This window comes from Thermocatellispora tengchongensis, from assembly GCF_014202315.1.
In the GTDB taxonomy this organism is placed as follows: Bacteria; Actinomycetota; Actinomycetes; order Streptosporangiales; family Streptosporangiaceae; genus Thermocatellispora; species Thermocatellispora tengchongensis.
The window spans coordinates 181127-197345 of sequence record NZ_JACHGN010000012.1 but is presented as its reverse complement, the minus strand read 5'-3'; the positions used below and the strand labels follow the sequence as shown (position 1 = coordinate 197345).

Here is a 16219-nt window from a genome sequence, read left to right as displayed (position 1 = left end):
CATGGGACTTCTCGAAGGCAAGCGGATCCTGGTCACCGGTGTGCTGACCGACTCCTCCATCGCGTTCTCCACCGCCAAGATCGCCCAGGAGCAGGGCGCGCGGATCGTGCTGACCGGGTTCGGGCGGCTCAGCCTGGTCGAGCGGATCGCCAAGCGGCTCCCCGAGACGCCCCCGGTGGTGGAGCTGGACGTGCAGAACCAGGAGCACCTCGACACGCTCGCCGACCGGGTGGGGGAGCACCTCGACGGCATCGACGGCGTCGTCCACTCCATCGCGTTCGCGCCGCAGACCGCGCTGGGCGGCAACTTCCTGAACACCTCCTGGGAGGACGTCGCCACCGCGGTACAGATCTCCACGTTCTCCCTCAAGTCGGTCGCCGTGGCGTGCCTGCCGCTGATGAAGGAGGGCGGCGCGATCGTCGGCCTCGACTTCGACGCCAGCCGCGCCTGGCCGGTCTACGACTGGATGGGCGTGGCCAAGGCGGGCCTGGAGTCGGTCTCGCGCTACCTGGCGCGCGACCTGGCCCAGCACGGCATCCGGGTCAACCTGGTGGCCGCCGGGCCGCTGCGCACGATGGCGGCCAAGAGCATCCCGGGCTTCGCCGAGTTCGAGAACAGCTGGCCCGAGCGGGCCCCGCTGGGCTGGGACCTGTCCGACACGGTGCCCACCGCCAAGGCGTGCGTGGCGCTGCTGTCGGACTGGTTCCCGGCGACCACCGGCGAGATCGTGCACGTGGACGGCGGCGCCCACGCCGTGGGCTGAGCCCGCGCGGGCCGCGCCGGGTCGTGCCGGGGCGACCCCGGCCGCGGCCCCGTACGCCCGTCAGGCCGGCGTACGCCCGTCAGGCCGGTATGCGCCCGTCAGCCTGGCATGTGCCCGTCAGCCTGGCATGCGTCCGTCAGGCCAGGCGGTGGCGCCCGCTGCGGGAGCGCACCGGCTCGAACGGGATGGACGGCTCCTGCCGCCCCCGCCGCGCGTAGCCGATGCGGGCCGCCAGGATCGCCGACAGCAGCAGCACCGCGGTCAGCGCCGTGCCGGCGGTGTCGGAGCGGCGCTGCGGCTTCAGCTCCTCGGGCCGCACCCGCATGGGCACCGGCAGCCGCTCGGTGAGCGGCCACAGCAGATCCACGCGCGGCTCGTCGAGGTCGATCGGCAGCGGGTCGGGGGTGAGGGTCTGCTCCGTGTCCTGGGCGGTGACCTGCCGCGGGCCGCGCTCCGGCGGCCGGGGCGGCTCGATGGGCAGCGGCGCGGCGGTGCGCCGGCTCTCGCGCCGCCGGTCGGGCTCGGGTGTGGGCGTGGGCCGCTTGTCCGGCGGGGACGTGGCCTCGGCCTCGGCGCACTTCGGCGAGGCGACCAGCGGGACGCACACCTCGTCCAGGCCCTTGGGCAGCAGGCCGTGGGAGCTCTCGGCCGAGGGCGTGGGCGTGGCGGTCTCGCGCTCGGCCGGCCCGCCCTTGTCCGCCTCGCCCTTGCCGGTGTCCTTGCCCAGGTCACCGGTCGTCCCGGTGCCGGTGGAGGAGTCGTCGCCGCCCCCCAGCACGGTCTCGGCGGTGCGGTCCAGCGGCTCGGTGACCGGGCCGAGCGCGCCGCCGGTCAGCCCGTCTACGGCGTCGGTGACCTCCCCCACCAGGTCGCACACGCCGCTCGCGAGCCCCGACACCAGCCCGCTCCCGCTTCCCCGGTCGCAGTCGAGCACGGGCACCGCTGCCGAGGCGGCCGGCGCGGTGACCAGGGTGCTCCCCCCGATCGCCAGAGCCAGCGCGCCCGCGGACACGGCGGACCTCCCGCGTCCCCTCCCCATGGTCCTCCCCCTCCACGTCTTCGTCGCGGGTGCGCAGGGCGCGCCGCCCGCTTTCTTGGAGCGCTTGAAAAGCCGCCCTGACCGCGACCGTCATCCGGGTCAACCCTGCTGCCAGTTTTGTAAGGCGGGCACGGGTTTTCCGGGAAAAGTTGCAATTCGGTATCGATTAGTGATACGCGAGCGGGACTTGCGTTTCCTGGGGCGGGGGCGGCGGGCCGGGCGTTCCGGCTCATTCAGCGGAAACCGTGCCGGCTCATTCGGCGGAAACGTCGTCCAGCGCCTCCCTGATCTCGTGCGGCAGCGTGAGGTCCTCGGCCTTGAGCACCCCGGCGAGCTGGGCGTTCGTACGCGCGCCGACGATCGCGGCCGCCACCCCCGGCTGGTCGCGCACCCACGACAGCGCCACCGACAACGGCGAGACGCCCAGGCCCTCGGCCGCCGTGGTGACCGACTCCACCACCCGCCGCGAGCGCTCGTCGAGGTAGGGCCGGACGAACTCCGCGAAGTGCGGGGTAGCCGCCCGCGAGTCGGCCGGGATGCCGGTGCGGTACTTGCCGGTGAGCACGCCCCGGCCCAGCGGCGACCAGGCCAGCAGCCCGGCGCCCACGTACTCGGCGGCCGGCAGCAGCTCGCGCTCGGCGTCGCGGGCCAGCAGGGAGTACTCCGCCTGGGCCGCCACGATCGGGGTGCGGCCGGCTCCGCCCGCGCGCTGCCCGGCCGCCGCCGCGGCGAGCTGCCAGCCGGCGTAGTTGCACACCCCCGCGTACGCCGCCCGCCCCGAGGACACGATCGTGTCGACCGCCGCGAGAGTCTCCTCCAGCGGCACCTCGGGGTCGAAGGCGTGCAACTGCCACAGTTCGACGTCGTTGACCCCGAGCCGCGCCAGCGAGGCGTCGGCCGCGGCCACCAGGTGACGCCGGGAGGCGTCGCAGGGCCGCCGCCCGTCGGGGGTGAGCACCGCCTTGGTGGCGATGACCAGCTCCGAGCGCGGGACCACGTCGCGGATGAGCCGCCCGAGCAGCAGCTCGGCCTCGCCGCCGGAGTAGACGTCGGCGGTGTCGATCAGGGTGCCGCCCGCCTCGGCGAAGGTGCGAAGCTGCGAGGCGGCCTCCTCCGGGCCGGTGTCGCGCCCCCACATCATCGTGCCGAGCCCGAGACGCGAGACCGACAGCCCGCTCCGGCCGACATACCGCTGCTCCATGATCAGGCCAGATTACCGCCCGGGGCCCGCCCGCGTGGGGCGGCCTGACGTTTCCGCTCCCTTTCCGGCCGGGCGAAACGGCCTTTCCGGGCGCACCGGACGGCCCGCGACTCCGGCGCGACCAACACGTGACGTTCGCATGGTGACCGCCGCCGTACCGTTATGCCGTCGTTAAGGCGGAGAGTCGTAGTCTTTTGGGTGTGACGACGCTGATACTCGCCCGCCACGGCCTGACCGCCCTCACCGGGCCGGTCCTCGCCGGCTGGACCCCGGGCGTCCACCTGAGCGAGGAGGGGGCCAGGCAGGCCAAGGCCCTGGCCGAACGGCTCGCCCCGCTCGACCTCGACGCGATCGTCACCAGCCCCCTGGAACGGTGCAGGGAGACCGCCGGCGCGGTCGCCGAGGGGCGGCCCGGCGCGGAGGTGGTCGTCGACGACCGGTTCGGCGAGTGCCGCTACGGCGAGTGGACCGGGCGGCCGCTGAAGGAGCTGGCCGAGGAGCCGCTGTGGCGGGTCGTGCAGGCGCATCCGAGCGCCGCGGTCTTCCCCGGGGGAGAATCCTTGACCGACGTGCAGCACCGGGCGGTCGGCGCGGTGCGCGAGTGGAACGCGAAACTCGGCCCCAAAGGGGTCTATCTCGTGTGCAGCCACGGCGACGTGATCAAGGCGATCGTGGCCGACGCGATGGGCCTGCATCTCGACCAGTTCCAGCGCATAACCGCAGATCCCGCCTCCCTGACGGCCATCCGCTACACCCCGCTGCGCCCCTTCGTGCTGCGGCTGAACGACGTGGGCGGCGACGTGGCGGGGCTGCGCCCGCCCGAGGGTTCGGGACAGGAAGACGGGGGAGAAAACCTCACCGAGAGCGACGCCGCCGTCGGCGGCGGCGCGGGAAGCACATAGGGTCGCCTTATGCCGGTCTTCGACTACGATCCACCCGAGCGGTTCGTGGCCGGCGCCGTGGGGCAGCCGGGCGCTCGCGCCTTCTTCCTGCAGGCGCGGGCCAAGGGGCGCCTGACCACCGTCGGGCTGGAGAAGTTCCAGGTGGCCGCGCTGGCCGAGCGCCTGGACGAGCTCCTCGACGAGGTGCTGCGCATGAGCGGCGGCACCGCCCAGGTGCCCGCCATCGCCCCCGCCGACCTCACCGACAACGGGCCGCTCGACCTGCCCATCGACGCCGAGTTCCGCGTCGGCACCATGGCACTCGGCTGGGACCCCGAGGCGTCCCAGGTGGTGATCGAGGCTCAGGAGATCACCGACGAGGACGACGAGGACGCGCCCGAGCCCGCGGTGCTGCGGGTGCGCGTCAGCGCCGGGGTCGCCCGCGCGTTCACCAAGCGGGCCCAGGCGCTGGTCGCCGCCGGACGCCCGCCGTGCCCGCTGTGCGGGCAGCCGCTCGACGCCGAGGGCCACATCTGCGTACGTCTCAACGGTTACCGAGCGAGCCAGGGGGGTTCGTGAGCGAGCGGAGCGAGCGAACCGGCGAGGTCCGGGCCGGGGGCGAGGTGGCGCATGTCGGCGGAGAGTGAGCCCACCCTGAGCACCCAGCCCGCGTACACCATGGACGACGCCACCGCGCTGCGACTGCTGCGGGAAGGGCAGATCGAGGTCGCCGGCCGGCTGGTCGAGGCGACCAACATGACCCTCTACTGCACGGTGCGCCTGGGCACGCTCAGCGCGGCCTGCGTCTACAAGCCCGTACGCGGCGAGCGCCCGCTGTGGGACTTCCCCGACGGCACCCTCGCGGCCCGCGAGGTGGCCGCGTTCGAGGTCTCGGCCGTGACCGGCTGGCGGATCGTGCCGCCCACCGTCTACCGCGACGGCCCGTTCGGGCCCGGCATGTGCCAACTGTGGATCGACGCCGACGAGGAGGTCGATCTCATGGCGCTGATCCGCAGCCGCCACCCGGCGCTGCGCCGCATGGCGGTCTTCGACGCGGTGGTGAACAACGCCGACCGCAAAGGCGGGCACATGCTGCCGCTGCCCGACGGCCACGTGTACGGCGTGGACCACGGGGTGTGCTTCTCGGCGGAGAACAAGCTGCGCACGGTGCTGTGGCAGTGGCGCGGCAAGCAGCTTCCGCGCGAGGCGATGGCCGTGCTCAACCGGCTGGAGGGCGAGCTGGATCACGGCCGCCTGGGCCGCCGCCTGCGCGAGCTGCTCACCGCGGCCGAGGTCGAGGCGGTGTGGCAGCGCGTGCGCAACCTGATCGAGACCGGCGTCCACCCCTATCCGCCGGAGGACTGGCCCGCCATCCCCTGGCCGCCCATCTGAGCCATCCCTCTGACGCGCCCTTCCGACCGTCCCCGCGGCGGATCATCGTGCCGGGACCCGCTGCGAATCGGGCGAACCGGGCGGCGTACCCTGCTGGGGAGCCTGGGGAGGTGGCGCGCGCGTTGTGCACCGTGATCGTGAGCCTGGAGCCAGGGGCGCCGGTGCCGGTCCTGCTGGCCGGCGTACGCGACGAGTTCGCCGAGCGGCCCTGGGAGGGGCCGGGGGAGCACTGGCCGCGGAGCCACCCGGGGGTGCTCGGCGGGCGCGACCTCCAGGCGGGCGGCACCTGGCTGGCCGTCCATCCCGCGGCGCGCCGCGTGGCCGCGCTGCTGAACGGGCGCGGGGTGCTCGCCGCGCAGGAGCGGCGCAGGTCGCGCGGCGACCTGCCGTTGCGCGCCGTGGAGCTGGGCGAGCCGCCGGATGAGGACCTGACCCGGTACGACCCGTTCCACCTGGTGGTCGCCGACGCCGGCGGGGTGCGGCTGTGGCACTGGGACGGCGTGCGCCTGACCGACGACAAGCCCGCGCCCGGCACGCACGTGATCGTCAACAGCGGCTGGGAGCAGGGCGGCGAGAACGCCCGCGCGGCGTACTTCCGCGACCGCTTCGCCGCCGCGCCGCGTCCCGGCCCGATCGGCGGCGGGGAGGACCCGCCGGCGTACTGGGGGGAGTGGGCCGTGCTGGCCACCGGCGACGGGCTCGCCACGGGCGACCCGCGGGCGCTGATCGTACGGCACGAGCTGCCCGACGGCCGCGTCTGGGGCTCCTCCTCGGTGACCCTGGTCGGGCTCGCCCCCGAGGCGCCGGAGGGGGCCGGAGTCCGGTACGACTTCACCGCCCGGCCCGGAGACCCGCGCGGCTTTTATCGAGTGCTGGGATGAATGTGAGGTATGTGGGGAAATTGGGCACCCAGGCTGATCGGTGTGCCCGGACGCCTGGATAGGCTCAGGGCATGCGATCGTGGTCTGCCCCCAATGTCCCCGTGCTCCCCGGCCAGGGGCGCGTGCTGCGACTCTACGACACCGGCGCGCGGGAGATCCGCCCCACCGAACCCGGCGGCACCGCCCGCATGTACGTGTGCGGCATCACCCCCTATGACGCCACCCACCTCGGCCACGCCAACACCTACCTGGCCTTCGACCTGGTGAACCGGATGTGGCGCGACGCCGGCCACGACGTGCACTACACCCAGAACGCCACCGACGTGGACGATCCCCTGCTGGAGCGTGCCGACAGCACCGGGCAGGACTGGCGCGAGCTGGCCGCGCGCGAGATCGAGCTGTTCCGCACCGACATGGAGGCGCTGCGCATCCTGCCGCCGCGCGAGTACGTCGGCGTGACCGAGGTCGTGGACCAGGTGGCCGAGCTGATCGCCCGGCTGCGCGACAAGGGCGCCACCTACGAGCTCGACGGCGACGTGTACTTCAACTCCGCCGCCGCGCCCAAGTTCGGCGCGGTGTCCGGCTACCCGGAGGAGACGATGCTCGCGCTGTTCGCCGAGCGCGGCGGCGACCCGGGCCGCGGGGGCAAGCAGCACCCGCTCGACTGGGTCCTGTGGCGGGCCGAGCGCCCCGGCGAGCCCTCCTGGCCCTCGCCGTTCGGCCCCGGCCGTCCCGGCTGGCACGTCGAGTGCACCGCCATCGCGCTGGCCAACCTGGGCAGCGGCTTCGACGTCTCCGGCGGCGGCTCCGACCTGATCTTCCCGCACCACGAGATGGGCGCCTGCGAGGGGCACGTGGCCACCGGCGAGTGGCCCTTCGCCAAGGCGTACGTGCACGCGGGCATGGTGGCGCTGGACGGCGAGAAGATGTCCAAGTCGCGGGGCAACCTGGTGTTCGTCTCCCGGCTGCGCCAGGACGCCGACCCCATGGCGATCAGGCTGGTCCTGCTGGCCCACCACTACCGCAGCGACTGGGAGTACACCCCCGGCCAGCTCGCCGCCGCCGGGGAGCGCCTGGCGCGCTGGCGCGCCGCCACCGCGCTGCCGGCCGGCCCCGACGCCGGCCCGGTGGTGGAGGAGATCCGCGACCGCCTCGCCGACGATCTCGACGCGCCCGCCGCGCTGGCCGCCGTGGACGACTGGGCGGCGCGCGCCCTGGCCGCGCCCGGTGGCGACCCCGGGGCACCGGCCCTGGTCCGGGCCGCCGCCGACGCCCTGCTGGGCGTCGCGCTGTGACACCCCGCCCCCACGGGGGCGGGACTCAGGCACGGGCTCAGGCGCGTGTCGGTCGCGGGCTCAGGCGCGTGTCGGTCGCGGCCTCAGGCGATGGCCTCCAGGAAGCGCTCGCGCTCCTCGGCCTCCAGGTGGTCGATGAGCAGGACGCCGTCGAGATGGTCGGCCTCGTGCTGGAGCACCCGGGCCAGCACGCCGAGCGCGCGGACCGTGACCGGCTTGCCGAACATGTCGCGGCCGCGCGCGGTGACCGCGTAGGAGCGTTCCAGGGGCCACCACACGCCGGGGGCCGACAGGCACGCCTCGTCGGCCACCACCCGGCGCTCCGACAGCTCCAGGCGCGGGTTGACGATGTGGCCGGATCTGCCCTCGTACTCGAAGACCACGACCCGCACCGGCTCGCCCACCTGGGGGGCGGCCAGGCCCGCCCGGCCCGCGCCGGCCCGCATCGTGGCCTGCAGCGACTTCACCAGCCTGCGCAGCTCGCGGTCGAAGGAGGTCACCGGCTCGGCCGCGGTTCGCAGCACCGGGTCGCCGAACAGGCGGATCTGCCTAACGGTCATGCGTACTCCCCGCGGTGACGATGACACGCTCATGGTTGTCGTTGTCGTCCTGCCGCCCTCATTCTCCCCCGGATCGCGGCGGAGATCACCTCACCGCGCGGTCGTACAGATGTGCCCGTCCGGAGGGCATGTTAAGGGGCTATTGCGGCTGTGCGTCCTGTTTGTTGCTTGTTACGCCGGTGAGTTACATGTAACCGTGCACCGTCACGGTTCGTCGTTGTGCGTAACGGCGCCCTCCTACCTTCGGTAACCGGCCACCCCCCGTGAGAGAACCGCAGGAGGAGCGATGACGGTGACCGAGGCCACGTCCGCCGCGCCGAAGAAGGGGCGCTGGATCGGCGACTGGCGCCCCGACGATCCGGCCTTCTGGGCGAGTGGCGGCAGCAGGGTCGCACGGCGCAACCTGATCTGGTCGATCTTCGCCGAGCACCTCGGGTTCACGCTGTGGACCGTGTGGAGCATCGTCACGGTCAAGATGAGCTCCTACCAGTTCACCACCGACCAGCTCTTCTGGATCGTCTCGCTGCCCAACCTCATCGGCTCCACCCTGCGCATCCCCTACACCTTCGCCCCGGCCAGGTTCGGCGGGCGGAACTGGACCGTGGTCAGCGCGCTGCTGCTGCTCATCCCGGCGGTGCTGCTTGCGGTCGCGGTCAGCAACCCGGACACGCCGTACTGGGCCTTCCTGGTGATCGCGGCGACCGCGGGCTTCGGCGGCGGCAACTTCGCCTCCAGCATGGCCAACATCACCTACTTCTACCCGCAGTCCAAGCAGGGCTCGGCGCTCGGGCTGAACGCCGCGGGCGGCAACATCGGGGTCAGCTCGGTGCAGCTCCTGATGCCGCTGGTGATCACCGGGTTCGGGCTGGCCGCCGCCGGGCTGTTCTGGGTGCCGTTCATCCTCGCCGCCGCCATCGGCGCCTGGTTCTTCATGGACAACCTGACCACCGCCAAGGCCAGCCCCCGCGACCAGCTCAAGATCGCTGGCCGGGCCCAGACCTGGATCATGTCCTTCCTGTACATCGGCACCTTCGGCTCCTTCATCGGCTACTCCACGGCCTTCCCCCTGCTGATCAACAGCCAGTTCCCCGAGCACGCCGGCCTGGTCTCCCTGGCCTTCCTCGGCCCGCTGGTCGGCTCGCTCATCCGCCCGGTCGGCGGCTGGCTGTCGGACCGCATGGGCGGCGCGCGGGTCACGCTGTGGAACTTCGTCGCCATGGCCGGCGCGGTGCTCCTGGTCGGCTACGGCCTGAGCGTGCACAACTTCGCGCTGTTCTTCGGCTCCTACATGCTCCTCGTCGCCAGCACCGGCGTGGGCAACGGCTCCACCTACCGCATGATCCCGGCGATCTTCCGCGCCAAGGCCACCGCCGGCCTCGCCAAGGGCACCGAGGCGTACGAGGCCGCCGCGATCGTCGGCCGCCGGAACGCCGCCGCCGCCGTCGGCATCATCTCCGCCATCGGCGCCTACGGCGGCTTCTTCATCAACCGCGGCTTCGGCAGCTCGATCGCCGCGACCGGCGGCGCCGGCGCGGCCCTGACCGCCTTCGCCCTGTTCTACGCGGCCTGCTTCGTCCTGACCTGGGCCTGCTACCTGAGGAAGGTCGGGGCCGGCACCGTGCCGAGCCTGGCCGCGGCACGGATCTGACGCCGCCGGGCGGCGGCGGTCCACCGAGCGGGCGTCCCTCGCGGGGACGCCCGCTGCTGTGCCCACCGGTTCGCTCGCTCCGCTCGCTCACAGCGGCGTCCGCCCTTGTGTGAACGCGGTTAGCGGCTTGTTGCACAGCGGTAACAGAAGGGACCCAGCGGTGAAACCCCTCGAAAGCACCATCGGACCCATGCCGATGACCTCACTTCCCGCCCCGGAGCCTGTGAAGGCCCCGGGCTCCGGTCGTGCGGACAGCGGCGCCGGGACCGCCACGCACTGCCCGTACTGCGCGTTGCAGTGCGGCATGCGCATCTCCGCGACCGCCGCGCCGGGCGGCCGGCAGGAGATCTCCATCACCCCCAGGGACGACATCCCCGCCAACGCCGGCGGCCTGTGCCAGAAGGGCTGGACGGCCGGCGAACTGCTCACCAACGGCGCCCGCCTCACCACCCCGCTCGTCCACGGCGAGCCCGCCACCTGGGACGACGCGCTGGACTACATCGCCGAGCGGATCAGGCGCATCCAGGCCGAGCACGGGCCCGACGCGGTCGCGGTGTTCGGCGGCGGAGGGCTGACCAACGAGAAGGCGTACCTGCTCGGCAAGTTCGCCCGGGTGGCCCTGCGCACCAGCCAGATCGACTACAACGGCCGGTTCTGCATGTCCTCGGCCGCCGCGGCGTCCATCCGCGCCTTCGGCATGGACCGGGGCATGCCCTTCCCGATCACCGACCTCGCCGCCGCCGACGCCGTGCTGTTCGCGGGCGGGAACGTCGCGGAGACCATGCCGCCGTTCGTGCGCCACCTGAACGCCATGCGCGAGCGCGGCGGGCGGCTGATCGTCGCCGACCCCCGCCTGACCGCCACCGCCAAGAGCGCCGACCTGCACCTCCAGCTCACCCCGGGCACCGACCTGGCGCTCGCGCTCGGGCTGCTGCACATCGCCATCGCCGACGGGTACGCCGACGAGGACTACATCGCCGCCCGCACCACCGGCTTCGAGGCGGTGCGCACCTCGCTGGCCGCCTGGTGGCCCGAGCGTGTGGAGCGGATCACCGGCGTCCCGGTCGCCCAGATGCGCGAGGCCGTGCGCCTGCTCGGCACCGCGCGCCGGGCGATGGTGCTCACCGGGCGCGGCGCCGAGCAGCACGCCAAGGGCACCGACACCGTCACCGCCTTCATCAACCTGGCCCTCGCGCTCGGCCTGCCCGGCACCGAGGGCTCCGGGTACGCCTGCGTCACCGGCCAGGGCAACGGCCAGGGCGGCAGGGAGCACGGCCAGAAGGCCGACCAGCTCCCCGGCTACCGCAAGATCGACGACCCGGCGGCCCGCGCCCACGTCGCCGCCGTGTGGGGCGTGGACCCCGAGGAACTGCCGGGGCCGGGGCGCTCGGCGTACGAGCTGCTGGACGCGCTCGGCACGCCCGCCGGGCCGAAGGCGCTGCTGCTGTTCGGCTCCAACCCGCTGGTCTCCGCGCCGCGCGCCGGGCACGTCGCCGAGCGCATCGGCGACCTGGAACTGCTCGTGGTCTCCGACCTGGTGCTGTCTGAGACCGCCGCGCGCGCTGACGTAGTGCTGCCGTCCACGCAGTGGGCGGAGGAGAGCGGCACCATGACCAACCTGGAGGGCAGGGTGCTGCTCCGCAGGCGGGCCGTCGCTCCGCCCTCGGGGGTGCGGAGCGACCTCGCCGTCCTGTCGGGCCTGGCCGGGCGGCTGGGCCACCCGGACGGCTTCCCCGACGACCCCCGCGCCGTCTTCGACGAGCTGCGCCGCGCCAGCGCCGGCGGCGTCGCCGACTACTCCGGCATCACCTACGAGCGCATCGCCGCCGAGACCGGGGTCTTCTGGCCCTGCCCGGCCGAGGACCACCCCGGGACGCCGCGCCCCTTTCTGGACGGCTTCGCCACCCCCGACGGGCGCGCCAGGTTCGTGCCGGTGGACCACCGCCCGGCCGCCGAGGACATCGACGAGGACTACCCGCTGTACCTGACCACCGGGCGCGTGCTCGCCCACTACCAGAGCGGCGCGCAGACGCGCAGGATCGGGCCCCTGGTGCAGGCCGCGCCCGAGGCGTACGTCGAGCTGCACCCCGACCTCGCCGAGCGGCTCGGCGTGACGGCGGGGGAGCGGCTGCGCGTGGTCAGCCGCCGCGGGACCGCCGAGGGGGTGGCCAGGGTGAGCGGCGCGATCCGCGCCGACACCGTGTTCATGCCGTTCCACTGGGCGGGGCGCGCCAGCGCCAACCAGCTCACCAACGCGGCGCTCGACCCGACGTCGAGGATGCCGGAGTTCAAGGTATGCGCCGTGCGAGTGGAGAGGGTCGCATGAGGCTTGTTGTGGTGGGGAACGGCATGGCCGGTTCCCGGCTCGTCAGCGAGGTCCGCGCCCGTGACAAGGACATCGACGTCACCGTCCTGGGTGCGGAGACCTGGCAGCCCTACAACCGGGTGCTGCTGTCCAACGTGCTGGCCGGCACCTCCGGCCCGGACCAGGTGCGCATGCTCGACGCCTCCTGGTACGCCGACCACGACGTCACCGCGGTCTTCGGCGACGAGGTCGTCCAGATCGACCGCGACACCAAGTCGGTGATCACCGCGAGCGGGCGGCGCGAGCCGTACGACGTGCTGGTGCTGGCCACCGGCAGCGAGGCCGTGGTGCCGCCCATCCCGGGCGCCGAGCGCGCCGTGGCGTTCCGCACCCTCGACGACTGCACCGCGATCCTGGCCGCGGCCGGGGTCGCCCGCAGCGCCGTCGTGGTCGGCGGCGGCCTGCTCGGCGTCGAGGCGGCCCGCGGCCTGGCCGGGCGGGGCCTGCCGGTGACGCTGCTGCACCTGGCCGGGCACCTGATGGAGCGCCAGCTCGACCCCGAGGCCGGGCTGGTGCTCGGCGAGACCCTGGCCGAGCTGGGCGTGCGCACCAGGACCGGCGTGACCGTGACCGAGGTGCTCGGCGACGAGAGCGGGCCCACCGGCGTGCGCCTGGCCGACGGCGAGGTCGTGGACGGCGACCTGGTCATCATGGCCTGCGGCGTGCGCCCCCTGGCCGGACTGGCGCGTGACGCGGGCCTGGAGGTCGAGCGCGGCGTCGTGGTGGACGACGAGCTGCGCACCGACGACCCGTCCATCTACGCCATCGGCGAGTGCGCCCAGCACGCCGGCACCGTCTACGGCCTGGTCGCCCCCGCCTGGGAGCAGGCCGCGATCGTCGCCGACCTGGTCACCGGCACCGACAAGAACGCCAGGTACCGCGGCTCGCGCCTGGTGACCCGGCTGAAGGCCAAGAGCGTGGAGCTGGCGGCCATGGGCGAGACCCACGTGGACGAGGGCGCCGACAAGAGCACCGAGGTGGTCCGCTTCAGCCACCGCGCCCGCGGCACCTACCGCAAGCTGGTGATCCGCGACGGCCGTCTCGTCGGCGCGATCCTGCTCGGCGAGACCACCGCCGTGGGCACGCTCACCCAGCTCTACGACCGGGGCGGGCCGCTGCCGGGCGACCGGGCCGGGCTGCTGTTCCCCGGCCTGTCCTCCGCCGCGCCCGTGGCCGACAGCCCGGTCCGCATGCCCGACTCGGCGCGGGTGTGCCAGTGCAACAACGTGACCAAGGGCCAGATCCGGGCGTGCTGGGAGTCCGGCGCCCGCGACGCCGACGCCGTGGCCGCCGTGACGCGGGCCACGACCGGGTGCGGCACCTGCAGGGAGGCCGTCGAGGGCATCGTCGGGTGGCTGTGCGAGCAGGAAGGAGTCTCCGCATGACGCGGCTAGTGGTGGTGGGGCACGGGCCCACGGCGTACCGGCTGATCGAGACGCTGTACGCCAAGGGGTTCGGCGGCAGCGTGACCGTGCTGGGGGAGGAGCCCAGGCCCGCCTACGACCGGGTCGCGCTCACCTCCTACCTGAGCGGCAAGAGCGCCGAGGACCTGACCTACCCGGTGCCCGAGGGCGTCGTGCTGCGCCTGGGCGCGAAGGTCACCGGGATCGACCGCGAGGCCCGCACGGTCACCGCGGCCGACGGGCACACCGAGCCGTACGACGTGCTGGTGCTCGCCACCGGCTCCAGCCCCTTCGTGCCGCCGGTCCCCGGCAAGGACCTGCCCGGCTGCTTCGTCTACCGCACCATCGACGACCTGGACGCCATCGCCGCCGCGGCCGAGGGGGCGAGCTCCGGCGTGGTGATCGGCGGCGGCCTGCTCGGCCTGGAGGCCGCCGACGCGCTGCGCGGCCTCGGCCTGGTCACCCACGTGGTGGAGATGAGCCCGTGGCTGATGCCCCGCCAGGTGGACGAGGGCGGCGGCTCGATCCTCAAGAACCACATCGAGGCGCTGGGCCTGGCGGTGCACACCGGGGCCGGGGTGAAGTCGATCGAGCCCGGCGAGGACGGCCGGGTCGCCCGCCTGGTCAAGCCCGACGGCGCCGAGATCGAGGCCCAGGTCGTGGTGTTCTCCGCCGGCGTCCGCCCGCGCGACGAGCTGGCCCGCGCCAGCGGCCTGCCGGTCGGCGAGCGCGGCGGCATCGTCGTGGACGAGGGCATGCGCACCGCCGACCCCGCGATCTACGCCGTCGGCGAGTGCGCCCTCGCGGGCGGCATGGTGTACGGCCTGGTCGGGCCGTGCTTCACGCAGGCCGAGGTCGCCGCCGACCGGATCATGGGCGGCGACGCGGTCTTCACCGGCGCCGACATGTCCACCAAGCTCAAGCTGCTGGGCGTGGAGGTGGCCAGCTTCGGCGCCCTTGACGGCGCGCTGGACGTCACCTTCATGGACCCGGTCGGCGGGGTGTACAAGAAGCTGTTCGTCAGCGACGACGCCCGTACCCTGCTCGGCGGCATCTGCGTGGGCGACGCGGGGCCGTACAACTCGCTGCGCCCGCTCGTCGGCCGCGAGCTGCCCGCCAGCCCCACCGAGCTGCTGTTCGCCGGCACCGGCGGCGTGGACGTGGACCTGCCCGACGACGCGCAGGTCTGCTCGTGCAACAACGTCACCAAGGGGCAGATCTGCGAGGCCATCGCGAGCGAGGGCCTGACCGACGTCGCCGGGATCAAGAAGTGCACCCGGGCGGGCACCACCTGCGGAAGCTGCGTGCCCATGCTCAAGCAGATCCTCGTCAAGTCGGGCGTCGAGGTCAGCAAGGCGATGTGCGAGCACTTCGCGTACTCGCGGGCCGAGCTGTTCGACATCGTACGGGTGCGCGGCATCGGGACGTTCTCCCAGCTCATCGCGGAGCACGGCACGGGCAGGGGCTGCGACGTGTGCAAGCCCGCGGTGGCGTCCATCCTGGCCTCGCTCAACGGCGGGCACATCCTGGACGGCGAGCAGGCCGCGCTGCAGGACACCAACGACCACTTCCTCGCCAACATCCAGAAGAACGGCACCTACTCGGTGGTGCCCCGGGTGCCCGGCGGCGAGATCACCCCGGAGAAGCTGATCGTCATCGGCGAGGTCGCCCGCGACTTCGGCCTCTACACCAAGATCACCGGCGGGCAGCGGATCGACCTGTTCGGCGCCCGGGTCGAGCAGCTCCCGCAGATCTGGAAGCGGCTGGTGGACGCCGGGTTCGAGTCCGGCCACGCGTACGGCAAGGCGCTGCGCACCGTGAAGTCCTGCGTCGGCTCCACCTGGTGCCGCTACGGCGTACAGGACTCGGTGGGCCTGGCCATCGCCCTGGAGCTGCGCTACCGCGGCCTGCGCTCGCCGCACAAGCTCAAGTCCGCCGTCTCCGGCTGCGCCCGCGAGTGCGCCGAGGCCCGCAGCAAGGACTTCGGCATCATCGCCACCGAGCAGGGCTGGAACCTGTACGTCGGCGGCAACGGCGGCTTCAAGCCGCGCCACGCGGAACTGCTGGCCGCCGACCTGTCCACCGATGATCTGATTAAGATCATCGACAGGTTCCTGATGTTCTACATCCGCACCGCCGACCGGCTCCAGCGCACCGCCGCCTGGATCGAGAACCTGGAGGGCGGCCTCGACTACCTGCGCCAGGTGATCATCGACGACTCGCTCGGCATCTGCGCCGAGCTGGAGGCCCAGATGGAGCGGCACGTCGCCGGCTACTTCGACGAGTGGCGCGCCACCATCGAGGACCCGGAGAAGCTGCGCCGCTTCGTCAGCTTCGTCAACGCCCCCGGCACGCCCGACCCCTCGATCGCCTTCGAGACCGAACGCGACCAGATCAAGCCCGTGCTCATCCCCCTGGAGGTGGCCCGCTCATGAGCGTAGAACTGCAGGCATCGCCCGTCTCCACGGACCGCTGGCATCCGGTCTGCGCCTACTCCGACCTGATCCCGGAGCGCGGCGCGTGCGTCCTGGTCGAGGGCCGCCAGATCGCGGTCTTCCGCGGCTTCGACGGCGCCCTGTACGCACTGGGCAACCGCGACCCGTTCAGCGGCGCGTACGTGCTCTCACGGGGCATAGTCGGCACGAGGGCGGGGGAGCCCATGGTGGCCTCCCCGATGCACAAGCAGGCGTTCTCACTGCTGACCGGGGAATGCCTGGACGACCCGTCGGTGTCGGTTCCTACGTACCGCATCCGCGTCACGGACGGCGTCGTGGAGGTCAGCATCGCGTGA

Annotated in this window: 14 protein-coding genes; 11 read left to right on the top strand and 3 right to left on the bottom strand. The window is 73.2% G+C overall.

The features are described 5' to 3' along the window. Position 1: 1 nt before the first annotated feature. Positions 2–763, top strand: coding sequence for an enoyl-ACP reductase FabI (gene fabI / locus HNP84_RS27375; RefSeq protein ID WP_185052789.1), 762 nt, complete (start codon positions 2–4; stop codon positions 761–763). A 136-nt stretch (positions 764–899) separates the two neighbouring features. On the opposite strand, the gene HNP84_RS27370 is transcribed toward fabI, so the two are convergent. Next, complete coding sequence (locus HNP84_RS27370) at positions 900–1775, bottom strand: hypothetical protein (protein WP_185052788.1); 876 nt, start codon at positions 1773–1775, stop codon at positions 900–902. Positions 1776–2055: 280 nt separating this feature from the next. Continuing rightward, positions 2056–3003 carry an aldo/keto reductase gene (locus tag HNP84_RS27365; RefSeq protein ID WP_185052787.1) on the bottom strand — a complete coding sequence of 316 codons (948 nt, stop codon included), beginning with the start codon at positions 3001–3003 and terminating at the stop codon, positions 2056–2058. Positions 3004–3203: 200 nt separating this feature from the next. On the opposite strand from HNP84_RS27365, the gene HNP84_RS27360 reads away from it, so the two are divergent. From HNP84_RS27360 to mshC, 5 genes are all read left to right on the top strand, one after another. Further along, positions 3204–3905: a histidine phosphatase family protein gene (locus HNP84_RS27360; RefSeq protein ID WP_185052786.1), complete on the top strand. Its 702-nt coding sequence runs from the start codon at positions 3204–3206 to the stop codon at positions 3903–3905. 9 nt (positions 3906–3914) lie between these two features. Further along, the gene (locus HNP84_RS27355) at positions 3915–4463 is read left to right on the top strand and encodes an Rv2134c family protein (RefSeq protein ID WP_185052785.1); all 549 of its coding nucleotides are present in this window, start codon (positions 3915–3917) and stop codon (positions 4461–4463) included. Positions 4464–4514: 51 nt separating this feature from the next. Then, the gene (locus HNP84_RS27350; protein WP_185052784.1) at positions 4515–5276 is read left to right on the top strand and encodes an Rv2133c family protein; all 762 of its coding nucleotides are present in this window, start codon (positions 4515–4517) and stop codon (positions 5274–5276) included. Between the two features lie 110 nt (positions 5277–5386). Next, positions 5387–6157, top strand: coding sequence for an NRDE family protein (locus tag HNP84_RS27345; protein ID WP_312925791.1), 771 nt, complete (start codon positions 5387–5389; stop codon positions 6155–6157). Between the two features lie 71 nt (positions 6158–6228). Continuing rightward, positions 6229–7452: a cysteine--1-D-myo-inosityl 2-amino-2-deoxy-alpha-D-glucopyranoside ligase gene (gene mshC, locus HNP84_RS27340; RefSeq protein ID WP_185052783.1), complete on the top strand. Its 1224-nt coding sequence runs from the start codon at positions 6229–6231 to the stop codon at positions 7450–7452. 83 nt (positions 7453–7535) lie between these two features. Here mshC and def read toward each other — a convergent pair whose 3' ends face one another. Then, complete coding sequence (gene def / locus HNP84_RS27335) at positions 7536–8012, bottom strand: peptide deformylase (protein WP_185052782.1); 477 nt, start codon at positions 8010–8012, stop codon at positions 7536–7538. 286 nt (positions 8013–8298) lie between these two features. Between def and HNP84_RS27330 the strand changes: the two genes are divergently transcribed. From HNP84_RS27330 to nirD, 5 genes are all read left to right on the top strand, one after another. After that, positions 8299–9660: an MFS transporter gene (locus HNP84_RS27330; RefSeq protein WP_185052781.1), complete on the top strand. Its 1362-nt coding sequence runs from the start codon at positions 8299–8301 to the stop codon at positions 9658–9660. A 196-nt stretch (positions 9661–9856) separates the two neighbouring features. Then, positions 9857–11986 carry a molybdopterin oxidoreductase family protein gene (locus HNP84_RS27325; RefSeq protein ID WP_185052928.1) on the top strand — a complete coding sequence of 710 codons (2130 nt, stop codon included), beginning with the start codon at positions 9857–9859 and terminating at the stop codon, positions 11984–11986. Further along, complete coding sequence (locus HNP84_RS27320) at positions 11983–13410, top strand: FAD-dependent oxidoreductase (RefSeq protein ID WP_185052780.1); 1428 nt, start codon at positions 11983–11985, stop codon at positions 13408–13410. Before HNP84_RS27325 ends, HNP84_RS27320 begins: the two co-directional genes overlap by 4 nt. Beyond that, complete coding sequence (nirB, locus tag HNP84_RS27315) at positions 13407–15863, top strand: nitrite reductase large subunit NirB (RefSeq protein ID WP_185052779.1); 2457 nt, start codon at positions 13407–13409, stop codon at positions 15861–15863. Before HNP84_RS27320 ends, nirB begins: the two co-directional genes overlap by 4 nt. Beyond that, on the top strand, positions 15860–16219 hold the full coding sequence (gene nirD / locus HNP84_RS27310; RefSeq protein WP_185052778.1) for a nitrite reductase small subunit NirD: 360 nt from the start codon (positions 15860–15862) through the stop codon (positions 16217–16219). Before nirB ends, nirD begins: the two co-directional genes overlap by 4 nt.

Coding starts and splice junctions, on each gene's coding strand:
- nirB (WP_185052779.1), top strand. CDS start 13,407: ATGACGCGGCTAGTGGTGGTGGGGCACGGGCCCACGGCGTACCGGCTG.
- HNP84_RS27350 (WP_185052784.1), top strand. CDS start 4,515: ATGTCGGCGGAGAGTGAGCCCACCCTGAGCACCCAGCCCGCGTACACC.
- HNP84_RS27330 (WP_185052781.1), top strand. CDS start 8,299: ATGACGGTGACCGAGGCCACGTCCGCCGCGCCGAAGAAGGGGCGCTGG.
- fabI (WP_185052789.1), top strand. CDS start 2: ATGGGACTTCTCGAAGGCAAGCGGATCCTGGTCACCGGTGTGCTGACC.
- HNP84_RS27355 (WP_185052785.1), top strand. CDS start 3,915: ATGCCGGTCTTCGACTACGATCCACCCGAGCGGTTCGTGGCCGGCGCC.
- HNP84_RS27320 (WP_185052780.1), top strand. CDS start 11,983: ATGAGGCTTGTTGTGGTGGGGAACGGCATGGCCGGTTCCCGGCTCGTC.
- HNP84_RS27325 (WP_185052928.1), top strand. CDS start 9,857: ATGACCTCACTTCCCGCCCCGGAGCCTGTGAAGGCCCCGGGCTCCGGT.
- def (WP_185052782.1), bottom strand. CDS start 8,012: ATGACCGTTAGGCAGATCCGCCTGTTCGGCGACCCGGTGCTGCGAACC.
- nirD (WP_185052778.1), top strand. CDS start 15,860: ATGAGCGTAGAACTGCAGGCATCGCCCGTCTCCACGGACCGCTGGCAT.
- mshC (WP_185052783.1), top strand. CDS start 6,229: ATGCGATCGTGGTCTGCCCCCAATGTCCCCGTGCTCCCCGGCCAGGGG.
- HNP84_RS27365 (WP_185052787.1), bottom strand. CDS start 3,003: ATGGAGCAGCGGTATGTCGGCCGGAGCGGGCTGTCGGTCTCGCGTCTC.